We start from the raw sequence: 12,131 nt of genomic DNA, 5'->3' as shown, positions 1-12,131 counted from the left end.
GCCAGAGAGCACGCGAGACGCGGGTAGCGGCCCCGATCCTGCGCGCGAGGGATTGGGCCGGCTTGCTGCTGGCGTGAACGGAAGACCTCATGTTCGACATCGGGTGGAGTGAACTGGTCCTGATCGGGGTCGTGGCCTTGATCGCCATCGGCCCGAAAGAGCTGCCGGGCGTTCTGCGCATGGTCGGGCAGTGGATGGGCAAGGCCCGCAAGATGGCCGCCGAATTCCAGGGCCAATTCCAGGAGGCGATGCGCGAGGCCGAGATGGCCGACCTCAAGAAGAGCTTCGACGAGGTCAAGGAAGCCGCCTCCGGCTTTGCCGGAAACAATCTGATGACCTCGCTCCAGAAGGACGTCAGCGACGCGCTTCGCGTCGATGCGCTCGACAAGCCAGCCGAGACGTCCTCAACAACTGCCATCGAAGCGCCGGCGACCTCAAGTGAGGCGCTGACGACTCCAACAACCCCGGAAGCCCCAACGCCGGAAACCTTCGTGGAAGCGGAAGCCCATGCCGCGGTGAACGAGCCGCTCGCCATCACCCGTGAGGTCGAGCAGGCGCCGGTCGTTGCGCAAGACACCGCGCCATCCGAAGCGATCAAGGACGCCAAAGCGTCATGAGCGACGCCGATATCGAGGCCAGCAAAGCCCCGCTGATGGACCATTTGATCGAGCTGCGCTCGCGGCTGATCAAGGCGCTGCTCGGCTTTGGCGTGGCCTTCATCTTCTGCTTCTTCTTCGCCAAGCAGATCTACAACGTGCTGGTCTGGCCCTTCGTGTGGGTCGCAGGACCCGAGAACTCGAAATTCATCTACACGGCGCTGCTGGAATATTTCATCACGCAGCTCAAGCTCGCGCTGTTCGGCGCCGGCTTCATCTCGTTCCCGATCGTGGCAACGCAGATCTACAAGTTCGTCGCGCCCGGGCTCTACAAGCACGAGAAGCAGGCCTTCTTGCCCTATCTGGTCGCGACCCCGTTCTTCTTCGTGCTGGGGGCGGCGCTGGTTTATTTCGTCGTGCTGCCGATGCTGGTCCGCTTCTCGCTTGGCATGCAGCAGGCCGGCAGCGACGAGACCGCCCAGATCCAGCTGCTGCCCAAGGTCGGCGAATATCTGTCGCTGATGATGTCGCTGATCTTCGCCTTCGGCATCGCCTTCCAGCTTCCGGTGATCCTGACGCTGCTCGGTCGCATCGGCATCGTCACCTCGAAGATGCTGCGCGAGAAGCGCCGCTATTTCATCGTGATCGCCTTCGTGATCGCGGCCGTGCTGACCCCGCCGGACGTACTGAGCCAGTGCTCGCTCGCGATCCCCTTGCTGGCGCTCTACGAGGGGTCGATCATCGCGGTGGCGATGGTGGAGAAGAAGGCGGCCGCCGCGCAGGCTGCGGCCGGCACAGACGTGTCGACGCCGGCCAATCCGGCAGAGTAGGGCGGCCCATCCTCCGGTCTCATTCCCCGCCTTGTGCGCAATTGCGCACTGGAGCGGGGAATTCAGTACGCCGCGCCCTCTCGGAGAATCACCGCCGTCTCTGGAATACTGGATCGCCCGCTTTCGCGGGCGATGACAGCCGTGCTAGGAGACGCGCTGATGTAAACTGTCAACATTCGGCGTTGACTGTTTACACGCTGATCCAGGACCACGGCCATGCACGACATCAAATCGATCCGCGACAATCCGCAAGCCTTCGACGCCGGTCTCGCCCGGCGTGGCCTGAAGCCGTTGTCGGCCTCGCTGCTCGCGATCGACGAGAGGCGGCGCGCAGCGATCCTGGCCTCCGAGCAGGCGCAGGCACGGCGCAATGCGGCCTCCAAGGAAATCGGCGACGCCAAGAAGGCCAAGGACGAGGCGCGTGCGGCCACGCTGATGGCCGAAGTCGCCGAGCTCAAGACCACGATGCCGCAGCTCGAGGCGGCCGCGAAGGCCGCCGACGAAGAATTGACGAAAGAGCTGTCCGCGATCCCGAACATTCCGTTCGATGAAGTGCCTGACGGTGTCGACGAGCACGGCAACGTGCAGCACCATGTGTTCGGCAACAAGCGCAACTACGGCTTCGCGCCGAAGCTGCATGACGATCTCGGCAACGCGCTCGGCTACATGGATTTCGAGGCGGCGGCAAAACTCTCCGGCGCGCGCTTCGTCGTGCTGAAGAAGGGACTGGCGCGCCTCGAGCGCGCGATCGGCCAGTTCATGCTCGACCTGCACACGACCGAGCACGGCTACACCGAGATCAACCCGCCGCTGCTGGTGCGCAACGAGGTGATGTTCGGCACCGGACAGCTGCCGAAGTTCGAGGACGATCAGTTCTGGGCGATCAAGGGCGAACTGCTCGCCTCACCCGACCACGAGCGGCTGAAGACAGAGCGCCTCGGTCTCATCCCGACGGCGGAAGTCTCGCTGACCAACCTCGCGCGCGAATCCATCCTCGACGAGAAGCAATTGCCGATGCGGCTCACCGCGCTGACGCCGTGCTTCCGTGCCGAGGCGGGCGCTGCCGGGCGCGACACTCGCGGCATGATCCGCCAGCATCAGTTCACCAAGGTCGAGCTGGTCTCGATCACGACGCCGGAAACGAGCAAGGACGAGCTGGAGCGGATGCTGTCCTGCGCCGAGCAGGTGTTGCAGAAGCTCGACCTGCATTATCGCGTGATGACGCTCTGCGCAGGAGACATGGGCTTTTCGTCGCAAAAAACCTATGACATCGAGGTCTGGATGCCCGGGCAGGGCGACGGCGGCATGTTCCGCGAGATCTCGAGCTGCTCGGTCTGCGGCGACTTCCAGGCGCGCCGCATGGACGCGCGCTCGCGCGGGCCGGACGGCAAGCCGCGTTTCGTGCATACGCTGAACGGCTCCGGCACTGCGGTCGGCCGCGCGCTGATCGCCGTGATGGAGACTTATCAGCAGGAGGACGGCTCGATTGCGGTCCCCAGCGTGCTCCAGCCGTACATGGGTGGATTGAAGGTGATCTCGCGCGACTGAGGTGTATTGCTCGCTGAAATGCAGAAACGTTTGGTTGCGAAGATCAGGCGGGCGGTTATCCTGACGGCCACCCGTCAATGCGAACCCACCGTTCATGGCCTTGCACCGCGACATCTTCTGGGTTGGCAGACAATGGGCGGTGACGGGTTGCGGCATCCAGGCCGTCGATCAGCGCCTGCGCGGTGTGCTCGATATCGAGATCGCGCGGCTCTGGGACGAGGATCTCGTGCAGAGCCGGCGAGCCAAGCCCGGCGTCAATGCCGCGGATTTCGACAAGGCGCTGACAGTGGCACGCGAGCGTTTTCCGCAGACGCCGGCGTCGGATCCGATCGTTGCAGAGCTGGAGGCGCTCGGCGTGATTGAGACTCCGGTTGTCAGTCCGGTCGTACCGGCGATGAAGTTGTATGCCGAAGGCAGGCTCGCACGCTTCCTGCCGCAATGGCGCATCCGCCGCTAGCCTTGTACGGGCACCGGGCTCGAACAGGTGGGCGGCATCCGGAAGCCAGCGTCGGGAACCGAAGCCGGCCGCGTGCTGCGCTGCGGCAATAAGCGGGATCACAGATGAGATCTGCGCGGTGGCCGGTTTGCCTGATCGGTCCCAGCCGGATAAGACGGCTCAGACCCCTTCAGGAATCGACCTTTCGCATGCGCATCCTCTGCACCAATGACGACGGCATTCACGCTCCCGGCCTCAAGGTCGTGGAGGAGATCGCGCGGGCATTGTCCGACGACGTCTGGGTGGTGGCGCCCGAGCTCGACCAGTCCGGCGTGTCGCATTCGCTGTCGCTGAACGATCCCTTGCGCCTGCGCGAGGTCGGGCCGCGGCACTTCGCCGTGCGTGGCACCCCGACCGACTGCGTCATCATGGGCGCGCGCCATATCCTGGGCACCAAGCCGCCCGATCTCGTGCTGTCGGGCGTCAACAAGGGCCGCAACGTCGCCGAGGACGTGGTCTATTCCGGCACCATCGCCGGCGCGCTGGAGGGCACCATCCTGGGGCTGCCGTCGTTCGCGCTGTCGCAGGAGTTCAGCGTCGAGACCCGCGAGCGGCCGCCGTGGGACACCGCGCGCACGTTCGGCCCCGACATCCTGCGCAAGGTGATGGCCGCCGGCATCCCGAAGGAGACCGTCATCAACGTCAACTTCCCGTCCTGCGCGCCTGAGGATGTGCTCGGCATTCGCGTCACCCGCCAGGGCAAGCGGAATCTCGGCTTCCTCAGGATCGACGAGCGCAGGGACGGCCGCAACAATCCCTATTTCTGGATCGGCTTCGAGCGCGCGGCGATGATGGATACGCCCGCCGAGGGCACTGATCTGGCGGCGCTGCGCGAGCGCTATGTCTCGGTCACGCCGCTCAGGCTCGACCGCACCAACGAAGCGTTTTCCGAAGCACTGGGTGCGGCCCTGAAGTAGCGGCTAGTCGCCGCGAAGGGCGGCCTCGATGGTCCTACCGAGCGCATCGAGCTGGAACGGCTTCTGGAGCGCGGGCCGGTCGCGATACTGCTCGGGCAGGCCGGAGGAGCCGTAGCCGGTGGCGAAGATGAACGGGCAGCCCTTCGCCTTGATCAGGTCGGCGACCGGGGAGATCACCTTGCCGTTGACGTTGACGTCGAGGATAGCGATGTCGAACTGGGTAGCTTCGGCTAGCCGCATTGCTTCGGGGATATCGCCGGCTTCAGCTGCGACCTTGTAGCCGAGCTCTTCCAGCATGTCCGCGACCATCATCCTGATCATCACCTCGTCTTCGACGAGAAATACAGAGCGGCCGGAAAGCCCTGTCGCGGTCATTGTCGGTGAGTCCTTGCCCAATCAAGAAAACGTTCGCAGATAACGCGAATCGACGCAATGCGCGTTTCGGCCAACGGACACCTGAAAATGGCCTTCGTAGCCAGTCCGCTGCAAGCCAATTTGTGGTCAAATGCCTCGACGAAAGGCTATCATGAGTTCCTGAGCCGGAACAGGATTCTTGCCCCAGCCCTTGAGCTCCGCAAGCGATGATCCGGACCCTGACGAGACAACACTGGCAGCAATGACCTCCCATCAGCACCCGCCGGAAAAGATGATGTTTCAGCTCACGCTGAGGCGTCGGGGTATCAGCGATCAGGCGGTGCTGCGAACCATGGAGGAGGTGCCGCGCGAGCTGTTCGTCGACGAGGCCGATCGCGACGTGGCCTATCGCGATAGCGCGCTGCCGATCGCGTGCGGGCAGACCATCAGCCAGCCCTTCGTCGTCGCCTACATGACCGAGCAGCTCCAGCTCCAGAAGCAGCACCGCGTGCTCGAGATCGGCACGGGCTCCGGCTATCAGGCCGCCGTGCTGTCGCGGCTCGCAGGCCAGGTGCTGACGGTCGAGCGCTACCGCAAACTCGCGGACGCAGCACGCGCCAGGCTTGAGAAGCTCGACTATCACAATGTCGAGGTGATGCTGGGCGACGGTCTCAACCTGCCTGCCAATATCGGCCCGTTCGACCGCATCATCGTCACCGCCGCCATGGAGCAGATTCCGGAGAACCTGGTCGATCGGCTCGAGGTGGGCGGCATCCTGATCGCGCCCGTCGGCCCGCATCAGGGGGTGCAGACGCTGATCCGTCTGACCCGCAGCGCGACCGGGATCGACCGCAAGGAACTCGTCGAGGTCCGTTTCGTGCCGGCACTGCCCGGCGTGGCGCGGGAGCTGTAGATTTCCGGATTGGCTGTGCGGCCAACATCTTATTGGGAGGGTTAAGCCGTTATTTACTCGGCGCGTGTTTACTTAAAAGACCAGTTCTGTTGCGTACGAGTGAGTAACCATGTCTGTCGTCGCCGAGTTGCTTTACTCGCGCCGCGTACCGCAGGTCGCGGTGCTGGCGCTGATCTCCTTCAGCTTCGCTGGGTGCAGCGCCGACATGTCGTCGCGGCTGTCCCAGTCGAACTTCTCCAATCCTTTTGCCTCCGATCAGACCGGTTCGGTGCAGCAGGCACCGCCGCCGCAGCGTGAGTTGCCGCAATATTCGCGGCCGCAGACGCAGCCCGGTTATTACCAGTCGCAGCCCTTGCCGCCGCCGGCGGTGTCCGCGCCGCAATCCTATCCGGTTGCGGCAGGCGGCGGGATGTCCGGTGGCGGGCGGGGCGTCGGGTCCTACGCGCCCCCGGCGCAGCCGCATCTGGAGACCACGGCCACCGTGCCGTCGCGCTCGGTCGCGGCCGCCCAGCCGGCCGGCGGGACCAAGATCATCGTCGGCACCAGCGACACGCTCGACGTGCTGGCCAAGCGTTATCACGTCACGCCGCAGGCGATCCTCGCCGCCAATGGCTACAAGGGGCCACGTGCGCTCTCGCCAGGCCAGCAGCTGATCATCCCGCATCCGGGCGCGACCGCGGCTGCACCCGCGCCGGCGATGGCTCCCGTCGCCGCGGCGCCGGCGGCGAAGCCGGTTGCGGCCCTCGCCGCGCCGCCGAGCATGCACTTCGTCAACCGCGGCGACACGCTCGCCAGCATCGCCCGCAAGAATCACATCTCGGCGGCTGAACTGGCCCGCGCCAACGGCCTCGATCCGTCGGCGAAGCTCAAGCTCGGCACCAAGCTGACCGTTCCCGGCGCGAAGACCGCCGCCGTCGCTGCACCTGTTGCTGCGCCAGTCGGGGCAGCCCCGGTCGCCGGTACACTCCAGCCGGTTGCGGCCGCTCCGGCGCCTGCCACCAAGATGGCCGCTGTCGCCGCGCCGGTGCAGAGCGCGCGCCTGGCCCAGGCCACCGCCAATGTCGAAGAGAAGGCTGTCGAGGCACCTGCGAAAGCTGCGGAGACCACCAGCGCGCTGCCGACTTTCCGCTGGCCGGTGCGCGGCAAGGTGGTCACGACCTACGGCGCCAAGACCAACGGCAAGTCCAACGACGGCATCAATCTCGCTGTGCCCGAGGGTACGCCGGTCAAGGCGGCTGAAGACGGCGTCGTCGCCTATTCCGGCAACGAGCTGAAAGGTTACGGCAATCTGGTCCTGGTTCGGCACTCCAACGGCTACGTCACCGCATATGCCCATGCGAGTGAGCTGTTGGTGAAGCGCGGCGATACCATCAAGCGCGGTCAGGTCATTGCCAAGTCGGGTCAATCCGGAGAGGTGGCGTCGCCGCAGCTCCACTTCGAGATCCGCAAAGGATCGAGTCCGGTTGACCCGCTTCAATTCCTGAACGGGGCGTGAGGCGTAGGGCCTGAGGAGTAGGGCAGGCCATCGCCACAAGGAAACTGCCATCGCCCGCGAAAGCGGGCGATCCAGTATTGCATAGACAGCAGTCGCTAGGCCGAGACGCTGCCGTGAACTGTGGCGTAGATCAGCACGCAGCAAAATTCGGATTAATAAAAGTTTGGCGAATGCCGGAAGCAGATCGCGTTCATGCGATTTCGCTCCGGCGGAATGTTTGTGCTTGCTCCTTCTTTTCCGGCAAGCTCTCTGAATCCCGAACCATTCAAAATCGCTGAGTTCGTCGCGTATGATTCGAGGGTCCGGTGTCGGAGCCTGGAACGCGTTGGTCGCGAGACCGCTAAAGAGAATGAGATCAGGTTCGGCCTGAGGCTTTTGTGACCGGACGATCAAATTATCGAAGAACAACCCCATACAAAGTAGCCGATGGCTGCCGGTGCGATGTCCTAATGTTCTGAATCTGCTTCGGTTTTGATGGCGCAGCGGACATGGCAGGGCTTGCTGGCGATCCAGCGCTGTCGTGAATGACCCGACCGGGCCCCTTTGATCTAGATCAACCTGGAAGTCTGGCGTTCCGTGTCCGTAGCAGCGCAGGCCAACGACACACGGGGCGGAGACCGGCATGAAGCTGGCTGATACGAAATCGTCGCCTGATTCCGGACAATCGTACCAGCAACCAGCAGGTGAGGGGATGCTGTACGTGCCGGGCGGCACGTTTCGCATGGGTTCGGATCGGCACTATCCGGAGGAAGCGCCGGTCCACCGCGTCACCGTGGATGCGTTCTGGATGGATTGCCATCCAGTGACGAACCGGCAATTCAAGGCGTTCGCCAAGGCTACCGGCCACGTCACCGTTGCCGAGATCACGCCCGATCCAAAGGACTATCCCGGAATGCTCCCGCATATGATCTACGCGGGCTCGCTGGTGTTCTCTCCGCCCGCGCACCCGGTCAGTCTCCGGGACTTCAGCCAGTGGTGGACCTTCGCCAAGGGCGCGGACTGGCGACATCCCTACGGGCCGGGCAGCGACATCCGTGGGCTGGACGATCATCCCGTGGTGCATGTGGCCTTCAGCGATGCGCTCGCCTACGCAAAATGGGCTGGCAAGGATTTGCCGACCGAAGCGGAATGGGAATTTGCGGCGCGCGGCGGGCTGGATGGCGCCGAGTTCGCGTGGGGAGATGTTTTTGCGCCGGACGGCCGCCACATGGCCAACACCTGGCAGGGCGAATTTCCGCGCCAAAACACCAGGGACGATGGATACGAACGGACTTCGCCGGTCACCGCATTCCCGCCGAACGGACACGGGCTGCACGATATGATCGGCAACGTCTGGGAATGGACGTCAGACTGGTATTCGCCTCGGCATGAGGCCGACGCAGCAAAAGCCTGTTGCATTCCAGAGAACCCGCGCGGCGGCCGCGAGGCCGATAGCTACGACCCAAGAACGACCAACGTGAAGATTCCACGGAAGGTCATCAAAGGCGGCTCGCATTTGTGCGCGCCGAATTACTGCCGACGCTACCGGCCGGCTGCGCGGCATGCGGAGCCGATCGATACTTCCACGAGTCATCTCGGCTTTCGGTGCGTCAGGCGAGGAGCCTCTGACGCATAATAAACAGGAGAGCGTAACCATGTTGAGTACTATATTGCCCGACAAGTCACGCAAGACACCTGGTTGGCACAAGCGGTCCTGCGCATCGCTGCTTGGCGCGACGATGTTGATGTCGCTGTCCGGGGCAGCCAGCACGCCGGCGACCGCACAGCCGGCACAGAAACCCAATATCCTCTTCATCATGGGCGACGACATCGGCTGGATGCAGCCGAGCATCTACCACCGCGGCCTGATGGTCGGGGAAACGCCCAACATCGATCGCATCGGCAACGAAGGCGCGATCTTCATGCACTATTACGCCGAGCAGAGCTGCACGGCCGGCCGCAATGCCTTTCTCACCGGCATGAATCCGCTGCGCACCGGGATGATTCCTCCGCAACTGCCCGGCAGCCCGTCCTATCTGCGGCCCGGCACTCCATCGCTCGCCAAGTTCCTGCTCGATCTCGGCTACAACACCGGCGAGTTCGGCAAGAACCATCTCGGCGACCACACCGACGCGCTGCCGACCGCGCACGGCTTCCAGGAGTTCTGGGGTTATCTGTATCATCTCGATGCGATGCAGGGCGTGAGCTTCCCGGACATCAACAAGACCCCGACCCAGCAGACGGTTGTTCCGCCATGCAAGAATACGCCGATCCCCGGTATCCCGGAGGTACCGGGCGCGGTCGATCCGCAGACGACGGTTTGCCTGACGCCTCCGCGCAACGTGCTGGCGTGCAAGTCGGACGGTACATCCAGGACTCAGCAGTGTGTCGACCAGGGCCCGCTGACGCTCGAGCGATCGAAGGGTGTCGACGAGGAAATCTCGGCCAAGGTCATCGACTTCATCGATCGCAACGACCCGAAGACGACGGGCAAGCCTTTCTTCGTCTGGTACAACCCTGCGCGCATGCATGTGACGACCGTGCTTAACGACAAGTACATGGCAATGGTCGGCGAGCCGGGCGGCAAGGACTGGGGCGTCAACGAAGCCGGCATGAAGCAGATGGATGACAACATCGGCTATGTGCTGAAGAAGCTCCAGGACATGGGCCAGCTCGACAATACGATCGTGGTGTTCACCACCGACAACGGCGCCGAAACCTTCACCTTCCCCGACGGCGGCGTCACCCCGTTCAAGGGCTCGAAGATGAACACCTGGGAAGGCGGCATGCGCGCTCCGTGTGTCATTCGCTGGCCGGGCGTCATCAAGCCTGGAACGGTCAAGAACGACATCTTCGCGTCGCTCGACTGGCTGCCCACGCTTGTCAACATCGCCGGCGGAGCCAAGGGCGATGCGCTGAACAAGCGGATAATGGCCGGTGCCTATCCGGGCATCGTCAAGACCAAGCTCGATGGCGTCGATCAGACCGAGTACCTCTCGGGACGTTCGGAGAAGTCGGCGCGCGATACCTTCTTCTACTATTCCAGCAGCCACCCGTCGGCAGTGCGCTACAAGAATTGGAAGATGTATTTCGCGATCGCGCCCGAAACCGCGACGGGCTTCCTCTCGCCGGGAGTCCAGACCCAGTTCGCAGCCGGCATGGTTAACCTCAAGCGCGATCCATTCGAGACGTCGTGGGGCGATGAGAAAAAGGCGAGTTTCTGGTTCAGCGGCGCGCTCGCCGGGCCGGTCACGGCTTACATATACGACTGGAACCTGCTGCCCATCGGGCAGGTGCTGTGGCTGAAGGAGCTGGAATCCTACAAGGAGTTCCCACCCCTTCAGGATCCCGCGAGCTACAACCTGGATCAGGTCATGGAACAGCTCAAGAAGGGTCAGGGGCACCCGAGCCAGTAGCTCGGATGCTTGATGCGGGCGCCCGACATAGGGCGCCCGCCAACGGAATCGCGAGCAAAGTGATCAAGGAGGCCGCGCCGGACCGGTCGGCACCTCCACAAGCCACGTCCGCTTCCGATGCATCAAGCGAACAGAGCCAATTGCATAACAACAGGAGGAGCACGTCATGAGTAACAAGCGTCCGCTAGAAGAATCCCACGACGTTCCGCCGTAATCGGACGGCGGAATGAAACGCCGCGATCTGCTGCTGAGCGGAAGTTCGCTTGTGGCCGCTTCAATGTTGGCCAGTAGGGACCGCACGATCGAAACGGATCGACAATGAAACAGATCACGCGATCACGCCTTGACCGGCGCGCACTGCTCTCGTCTCTGGCGATGCTTCCGTTTCTATCTGCCGCTCTGCGTTCCACGTCCGCCATGGCCCAGACGCAAGCCGGTCCTCTGCCGTCCTGGAACGAGGGCCCGACGAAAGCCTCGATCGTCGACTTCGTCGCACGGGTCACGGAGAACGGTGGACCCTATTTCGTGCCCCCCGATCAACGCATCGCAACCTTCGACAACGACGGCACGCTTTGGATCGAACAGCCGATGTATGTGCAACTGGCGTTTGCGCTGGATCGCGTGAAGGTCCTTGCGCCTATGCATCCGGAATGGAAGGACAAGCAGCCCTTCGCGGCAGTGCTGAATGGCGACTTGAAGGCGCTCGCAGCTTTCGGGGAGAAGGGCGTGGCCGAGCTGCTGGCGGTAACTCACGCCGGCATGACGACGGCGGAGTTTGAGAAGATCGTCACAGACTGGCTTGCGACCGCGCGTGATGGCCGTTTCAAGCGTCCGTATACCGAACTTGTCTATCAGCCTATGCTCGAACTGCTCGCTTACCTCCGCACCAACGGCTTCAAGACCTTCATCGTGTCAGGTGGCGGCGTCGAATTCATGCGACCATGGACCGAGGCGATTTATGGCGTGCCTCCCGAGCAGGTCGTCGGATCGTCAATCAAGACCCGGTATGAGATGCGCGACAGCACGCCGGTTCTATTTCGCTTGCCGGATATCGATTTCATCGACGACAAGGCCGGCAAACCGATCGGGATCAATAGCCACATCGGCCGGCGTCCGATCGCCGCCTTCGGCAACTCCGATGGCGACCTCGAAATGCTGCAATGGGCGACGCTCGGTACCAGTGGCGCGCGGTTCGGCCTGATCGTCCACCATACCGATGCGGAACGCGAATATGCCTACGATCGCCAATCACATTTCGGCAAGCTCGATGTCGCTCTCGATGCTGCAGCGCTGAACAGGTGGACCGTTGTGGACATGAAGAACGACTGGAAGAGTATCTTTTCGTTTGATTAGAGGTGAAATCGTAAGATCCACGGCTGCGCGAATGCAGTGCGCAGCCAGCCATTGAGCTCAATGCACGCCGTTGGGCATAGCACCCGACTATATTTTTAGATGTGGCCAATTCACAACGGACATCGGGTCTGGAGCATGCCTTACTTACAGCCCGTAGACGAAACTCCGATTCCTTCGGTCTCGAGATAGGCTTAGGCCTGATGACGGGACCAGGTCTTAAAACGGAAGGTGGGT

The 12,131-nt window shown here is 63.0% G+C and carries 11 protein-coding genes; 10 read left to right on the top strand and 1 reads right to left on the bottom strand.

Translation table 11 applies throughout. The features are described 5' to 3' along the window. Positions 1-89 precede the first annotated feature (89 nt). The 5 genes from tatB (at position 90) to surE (ending at position 4,387) form a co-directional block, all read left to right on the top strand. Positions 90-617 (top strand): Sec-independent protein translocase protein TatB, encoded by a 528-nt coding sequence (gene tatB, locus AAFG50_RS22590; RefSeq protein WP_011087518.1) that lies wholly within the window; start codon positions 90-92, stop codon positions 615-617. After that, entirely contained in the window at positions 614-1,426 is an 813-nt protein-coding gene (gene tatC / locus AAFG50_RS22585) for a twin-arginine translocase subunit TatC (RefSeq protein WP_011087517.1), read from the top strand. The genes tatB and tatC overlap by 4 nt, the downstream gene beginning before the upstream one ends. Before the next feature lie 216 nt (positions 1,427-1,642). Beyond that, on the top strand, positions 1,643-2,974 hold the full coding sequence (gene serS / locus AAFG50_RS22580; protein WP_028171842.1) for a serine--tRNA ligase: 1,332 nt from the start codon (positions 1,643-1,645) through the stop codon (positions 2,972-2,974). A gap of 94 nt (positions 2,975-3,068) precedes the next feature. After that, positions 3,069-3,431: a hypothetical protein gene (locus tag AAFG50_RS22575; RefSeq protein ID WP_028171843.1), complete on the top strand. Its 363-nt coding sequence runs from the start codon at positions 3,069-3,071 to the stop codon at positions 3,429-3,431. Positions 3,432-3,619: 188 nt separating this feature from the next. Continuing rightward, positions 3,620-4,387, top strand: a complete 768-nt coding sequence (surE, locus tag AAFG50_RS22570; RefSeq protein WP_028171844.1) for a 5'/3'-nucleotidase SurE — start codon at positions 3,620-3,622, stop codon at positions 4,385-4,387. A gap of 3 nt (positions 4,388-4,390) precedes the next feature. On the opposite strand, the gene AAFG50_RS22565 is transcribed toward surE, so the two are convergent. After that, complete coding sequence (locus AAFG50_RS22565; RefSeq protein WP_011087513.1) at positions 4,391-4,762, bottom strand: response regulator; 372 nt, start codon at positions 4,760-4,762, stop codon at positions 4,391-4,393. Positions 4,763-5,003: 241 nt separating this feature from the next. Between AAFG50_RS22565 and AAFG50_RS22560 the strand changes: the two genes are divergently transcribed. The 5 genes from AAFG50_RS22560 (at position 5,004) to AAFG50_RS22540 (ending at position 11,897) form a co-directional block, all read left to right on the top strand. Further along, a complete protein-coding gene (locus tag AAFG50_RS22560; RefSeq protein ID WP_011087512.1) occupies positions 5,004-5,654 on the top strand; it encodes a protein-L-isoaspartate(D-aspartate) O-methyltransferase in 651 nt (216 codons plus the stop codon). A gap of 109 nt (positions 5,655-5,763) precedes the next feature. Beyond that, a complete protein-coding gene (locus AAFG50_RS22555) occupies positions 5,764-7,149 on the top strand; it encodes a LysM peptidoglycan-binding domain-containing M23 family metallopeptidase (protein ID WP_028171845.1) in 1,386 nt (461 codons plus the stop codon). Positions 7,150-7,771: 622 nt separating this feature from the next. Next, positions 7,772-8,764 (top strand): formylglycine-generating enzyme family protein, encoded by a 993-nt coding sequence (locus AAFG50_RS22550; protein ID WP_028171846.1) that lies wholly within the window; start codon positions 7,772-7,774, stop codon positions 8,762-8,764. A gap of 109 nt (positions 8,765-8,873) precedes the next feature. Further along, positions 8,874-10,544, top strand: coding sequence for an arylsulfatase (locus AAFG50_RS22545; RefSeq protein WP_074077696.1), 1,671 nt, complete (start codon positions 8,874-8,876; stop codon positions 10,542-10,544). Positions 10,545-10,919: 375 nt separating this feature from the next. Beyond that, a complete protein-coding gene (locus AAFG50_RS22540) occupies positions 10,920-11,897 on the top strand; it encodes an HAD family hydrolase (RefSeq protein ID WP_049832412.1) in 978 nt (325 codons plus the stop codon). Positions 11,898-12,131 lie beyond the last annotated feature (234 nt).

Origin of the sequence: Bradyrhizobium sp. B039 (assembly GCF_038965675.1) — a bacterium.
Taxonomy (GTDB): Bacteria; Pseudomonadota; Alphaproteobacteria; order Rhizobiales; family Xanthobacteraceae; genus Bradyrhizobium; species Bradyrhizobium diazoefficiens.
The sequence above is the reverse complement of the archived record's forward strand: the minus strand, read 5'-3'. Positions and strand labels throughout refer to the sequence as shown.

Excerpts from the sequence above, each read along its gene's own strand:
- serS (WP_028171842.1), top strand. The coding sequence starts at position 1,643 with ATGCACGACATCAAATCGATCCGCGACAATCCGCAAGCCTTCGACGCC.
- AAFG50_RS22555 (WP_028171845.1), top strand. The coding sequence starts at position 5,764 with ATGTCTGTCGTCGCCGAGTTGCTTTACTCGCGCCGCGTACCGCAGGTC.
- tatB (WP_011087518.1), top strand. The coding sequence starts at position 90 with ATGTTCGACATCGGGTGGAGTGAACTGGTCCTGATCGGGGTCGTGGCC.
- surE (WP_028171844.1), top strand. The coding sequence starts at position 3,620 with ATGCGCATCCTCTGCACCAATGACGACGGCATTCACGCTCCCGGCCTC.
- AAFG50_RS22550 (WP_028171846.1), top strand. The coding sequence starts at position 7,772 with ATGAAGCTGGCTGATACGAAATCGTCGCCTGATTCCGGACAATCGTAC.
- AAFG50_RS22540 (WP_049832412.1), top strand. The coding sequence starts at position 10,920 with ATGCTTCCGTTTCTATCTGCCGCTCTGCGTTCCACGTCCGCCATGGCC.
- AAFG50_RS22560 (WP_011087512.1), top strand. The coding sequence starts at position 5,004 with ATGACCTCCCATCAGCACCCGCCGGAAAAGATGATGTTTCAGCTCACG.
- tatC (WP_011087517.1), top strand. The coding sequence starts at position 614 with ATGAGCGACGCCGATATCGAGGCCAGCAAAGCCCCGCTGATGGACCAT.
- AAFG50_RS22565 (WP_011087513.1), bottom strand. The coding sequence starts at position 4,762 with ATGACCGCGACAGGGCTTTCCGGCCGCTCTGTATTTCTCGTCGAAGAC.
- AAFG50_RS22575 (WP_028171843.1), top strand. The coding sequence starts at position 3,069 with ATGGCCTTGCACCGCGACATCTTCTGGGTTGGCAGACAATGGGCGGTG.
- AAFG50_RS22545 (WP_074077696.1), top strand. The coding sequence starts at position 8,874 with ATGTCGCTGTCCGGGGCAGCCAGCACGCCGGCGACCGCACAGCCGGCA.